4 protein-coding genes are annotated in these 4,052 nt (G+C 27.5%); 2 read left to right on the plus strand and 2 right to left on the minus strand.

Annotated elements, in window-relative coordinates; translation table 11 throughout:
• Positions 1-135 precede the first annotated feature (135 nt).
• A complete protein-coding gene (locus ABZA26_RS09340) occupies positions 136-360 on the minus strand; it encodes a helix-turn-helix domain-containing protein (protein WP_372714254.1) in 225 nt (74 codons plus the stop codon).
• A gap of 157 nt (positions 361-517) precedes the next feature.
• Positions 518-1,405 (minus strand): GGDEF domain-containing protein, encoded by an 888-nt coding sequence (locus ABZA26_RS09345; RefSeq protein WP_372714255.1) that lies wholly within the window; start codon positions 1,403-1,405, stop codon positions 518-520.
• A gap of 368 nt (positions 1,406-1,773) precedes the next feature.
• Here ABZA26_RS09345 and ABZA26_RS09350 point away from each other — a divergent pair, with 368 nt between their 5' ends.
• Both ABZA26_RS09350 and ABZA26_RS09355 read left to right on the plus strand, forming a co-directional pair.
• Positions 1,774-3,264 (plus strand): EAL domain-containing protein, encoded by a 1,491-nt coding sequence (locus tag ABZA26_RS09350; protein ID WP_372714256.1) that lies wholly within the window; start codon positions 1,774-1,776, stop codon positions 3,262-3,264.
• Positions 3,265-3,414: 150 nt separating this feature from the next.
• Positions 3,415-4,052: thermonuclease family protein (locus ABZA26_RS09355; RefSeq protein WP_372714257.1), on the plus strand; the 638-nt coding region annotated here is incomplete at its 3' end.

Here is a 4,052-nt window from a genome sequence, read left to right on the forward strand (position 1 = left end):
ACTCGGAAAAATAATTAACTTCAAATTTTTTTCTCTCCAATCTCTCACCTTTTCAAAACTAAATTTGTTAATATCTTTGTTAAAATTGAAGTTCCTCTCTTTACAACTTTAAGGTTGTCAAAGGGTGTAAAAAAATTACAATCGTTCTTTTAAAAAGTCAACTCCAAGAACATCAAAAACACTTATTATAGTTCCTAAATTACAATTTTTACCATTTTTTAATTTTGTAATTATTTTAGACACAGCTTGCTCTGAAACATTTAAATTTTCTGAGATATACGCATTTGTAATTCCTTTTTCTTTTTTTAAAAATTCTATTCTTTCACCAATTTTAATCAGTGAATATTGTTTGTTATTCACTCAATCACCTCGAATTAAATTCTACAACCTTTAAGTTGACAAGTCAAGAGAGATTTGTCATTTTACAATTTTTCTAAAAATAAAAAAAGCCTCCATAATAGAGGCTCAAAATAACGCTATAAAATTTTCATAGTTAAAATTAAATATAATCTGGTACTTAAAAAGAACTTTCATCTTGTTCAGAGCTTACACAATTTCTTCCTTTTCTTTTAGATAAATAAAGAGCTTCGTCTGATCGTTTTATAGTCTTTTCTATTGCTTCTAATTTTTTATGTTGTGCCACGCCACAACTAATAGTTAGTTTTGAAATTTTTTTAAATTTAAAATGCTCAGTTTTATCACATAATTTTTCTGCTAGAGTTACAGCACCTTTGAGATCAGTTTCAGGTAATATTATCAAAAATTCATCTCCTCCGTGTCTACCAAAAATATCCTGTTCTCTTAAATTACATGATATTAAAGAGGACAATTCTTTTAAAACAGAATCTCCCATTGAATGACCATAGGTGTCATTGATTTTCTTAAAATGGTCAATGTCAAAATATATGACTGATAAAGGATTATCATTTCTATCTGAAATTTTCTTTAACAAATTAAATCTATTAATCATTTCATATCTATTATAAACATTGGTTAAGTCGTCTGTGGATGCTAGTTTTTTTAGTTTACTAATATTCAAGTCATTTTCCTGCATTGTAAAATGTATCCCTATAAAAATAAGAATAAATGAAATAACTTCTATAAAATCATAGGAAATTTGCCGTAATACTTCAGGATATTCATACATTTTACATAATAAACCTGAAAAATGTGAAAATAACAATAAAATTATTCCACTATTTAGAAAATGATAACTTTTTTTTGAGACAGTATGATGCTGTACTTCAATTAATACTAAAAGAATAAAAAATGTTCCAGCCATTCCTGTAAAGATATCAAATGTTTTTACTTTTTCATTGATTTCATAAAATTGATCTATAAAAAAACTATAACTAATTATTAAAATTGTAACAAATGAAATACATATTCTTTTTCTATTATTCATGACACCTCCAAATTTATTTTTTTATAAAATCAAAAGATTTTACATTATTTAATTATTTTCGTAAAGAAATTTTTTCCTTTTATTGGAGAAACTGCTATAAAATTTCATTATTTTATGGTGTCCGAATATAAAGCAATAGTATAAAAATTGACCAAAATTGTCAAGTTATAATTATATATATGTATTACAATACTTAAAGACGTCTAATTTTGTCACTTTTTTGATTGATATTAAAAATAAAATTAAAACAATAGAGTAACAATTACAAAGCTTAAAGTGGTTAATTGAAGTGATTAAACTATTGTAATTTGTTCCCTTTCGTAGTAATAATATAATACATAATTACAAATACAAAATGAGGTGTGATTTTGAAAAATTTTTTTAAAGACAAAATATACCAAAGTTATTTATCTGTTTTCAGTTTATTATTAATAGTTTCGATCTGCTTAATCGCTTTCTATCAATGTGATAAACAATTAATAGAAAAACATGCACTTAGGCATTTTTTTAATACTGTAATTACATTTTTATTTTCTATTCCATTGGTATCATCTTTTAGAAAATTACGATCAGAGCACCTATATTTAAAAAATAAGTCAAAAAAAATAGAATCTTTAGATTTATTAACTAGTGCATATAACAGAAAAGAAGGTTTGAAGATTCTTGAAGACCTCTCAAAATCGATGAAACAATCAGAGCGTTCTGCATCTATATGTTTTATAGATATCTTAAACCTAACCTATATAAATAATAAGTCGGGACTTCAAGCTGGGGACAACATAGTAAAAATAACAGTAAATATATTAAAGGACAGTTTTAGAAATAGTGATAAAGTTGTTCGTTTAGAAGGAAATAAATTTATGGTGATTTTACCAGACTGTTCACTTGCAGCTAAAAATACTCTTATAAAAAAACTTGAAAATAAACTTTCACTTTTTAACAAATTGAATAAAAAAAATTACTTTATTGAGCTTAATATTCTATACGTTGAGTATAAAGGAGAAGAGAAAGAAAGTTTTGTTAATAACTCTATCAATCGCTTAGCCTTAAATAAAAAAAATACATCTATTAATGATTCTGTTATGCAGGAAGAAATACTAGTAGGTATAAATAATAACGAATTTAAAACATTTTTTCAGCCTAAAATTTTTTCCAAGGATAAAAAAGTGCAGTTTGAAGCTCTTGTAAGATGGATTCACCCCGAAAAAGGCATGATTCCTCCAAGTTTTTTTATCCCTGTTTCTGAAACGTCTTTTCTTATCCATAGAATAACAGAATTGGTATTAAAAGATTCTCTAGAAGCTGCTAAAAAACTAAATACATGTATATCTGTAAATATTTCTCCATTATTTTTTGAAAAAGAGAGTTTTGTCAGAGATATAAAAAATATACTGGTGGATTCTGAATCAAGAAACCTAATAATTCTTGAGATAACAGAGCGATCTGCAATGACACATTCACTTTCTACTCTTGAAAAAATGAACAAATTAATAAATTTAGGAGTGAAATTTTCTATTGATGATTTTGGGACAGGATACTCCTCGCTAAGCTATTTAGAGAAATTTCCTATATCAGAGTTAAAAATTGATAGATCCTTCATAACCAATGTAGAAAAAAGCTCTATTAATTCATTAATAATAAGTTTTTCTGTAAAAGTAGGAGAATTATCCGGCTTCGAAGTTATTGCTGAAGGGGTTGAAACTAAAGAGGAAATAGAAAAATTAATCTCTCTTGGATGTCATAATTTCCAGGGCTATTATTTTGATAAGGCACAACCTCTAGAAGTTATCTTGAAAGATTATTCAAAAGATAAATATCTAAAGAAATTAGATTTTATAAACACAGAAAAGTCGGATTAAATTCCGGCTTTTTTATTTGAATGGACATTTTGAAGAAAAATATTAAAAAAAATTTATAAAATGATTCAATAAATAATTGTATACTGAAAGTAGTATATTTTTTGATTTTTTAAATAGTTTAAATTATGTAATAATTATGGAGGTTTATGTATGTTTAAAAGATTTATAACTTTATTTTTAATACTTTCAATCTCAGTTTTTTCAGAAACAATTACCGGTAAAGTAACCTATGTCAGTGACGGAGACACTATCCACTTAGTATCCAATAATCAGAAATACAAAATTAGATTCTATGGAATTGATACTCCTGAGAAGTCACAAAAGTTTGGACTGGAAGCCAAGGAGTTCACTTATAACAAGATCTTCGGAAAAACTGTTGAGGTTGATGCAAAGGATACTGACAGATATGGAAGAACAGTTGGGGTAGTTTACTATGACAAAGGAAAAGACCTTAATTTTGAACTGGTTAAGAACGGCTATGCCTGGTGGTATGAGCAGTATGCTAAAAATGATCAGCAGCTTAGAATGGCTCAGGAGTATGCTGAAAGGAATAACATGGGATTATGGGCACAATCTAACCCTATAGCTCCATGGGATTACAGGAAGGGGAATAAGAGTACAACCACTGCTGCATCAAACCAGGCTGTAAGCAATAGCAGTCAAAAGGTTGAAAGTGTGGTCTATATTACCAGGACTGGGAAGAAATATCATAGATCTTCCTGCAGGTATGCTGCCAAAGCTACCAGATCTATGCCTAGATCTGAAGCTGAGGCTCTTGGATATGTGGC

Source organism: Ilyobacter sp., assembly GCF_041583315.1.
Taxonomy (GTDB): Bacteria; Fusobacteriota; Fusobacteriia; order Fusobacteriales; family Fusobacteriaceae; genus Ilyobacter.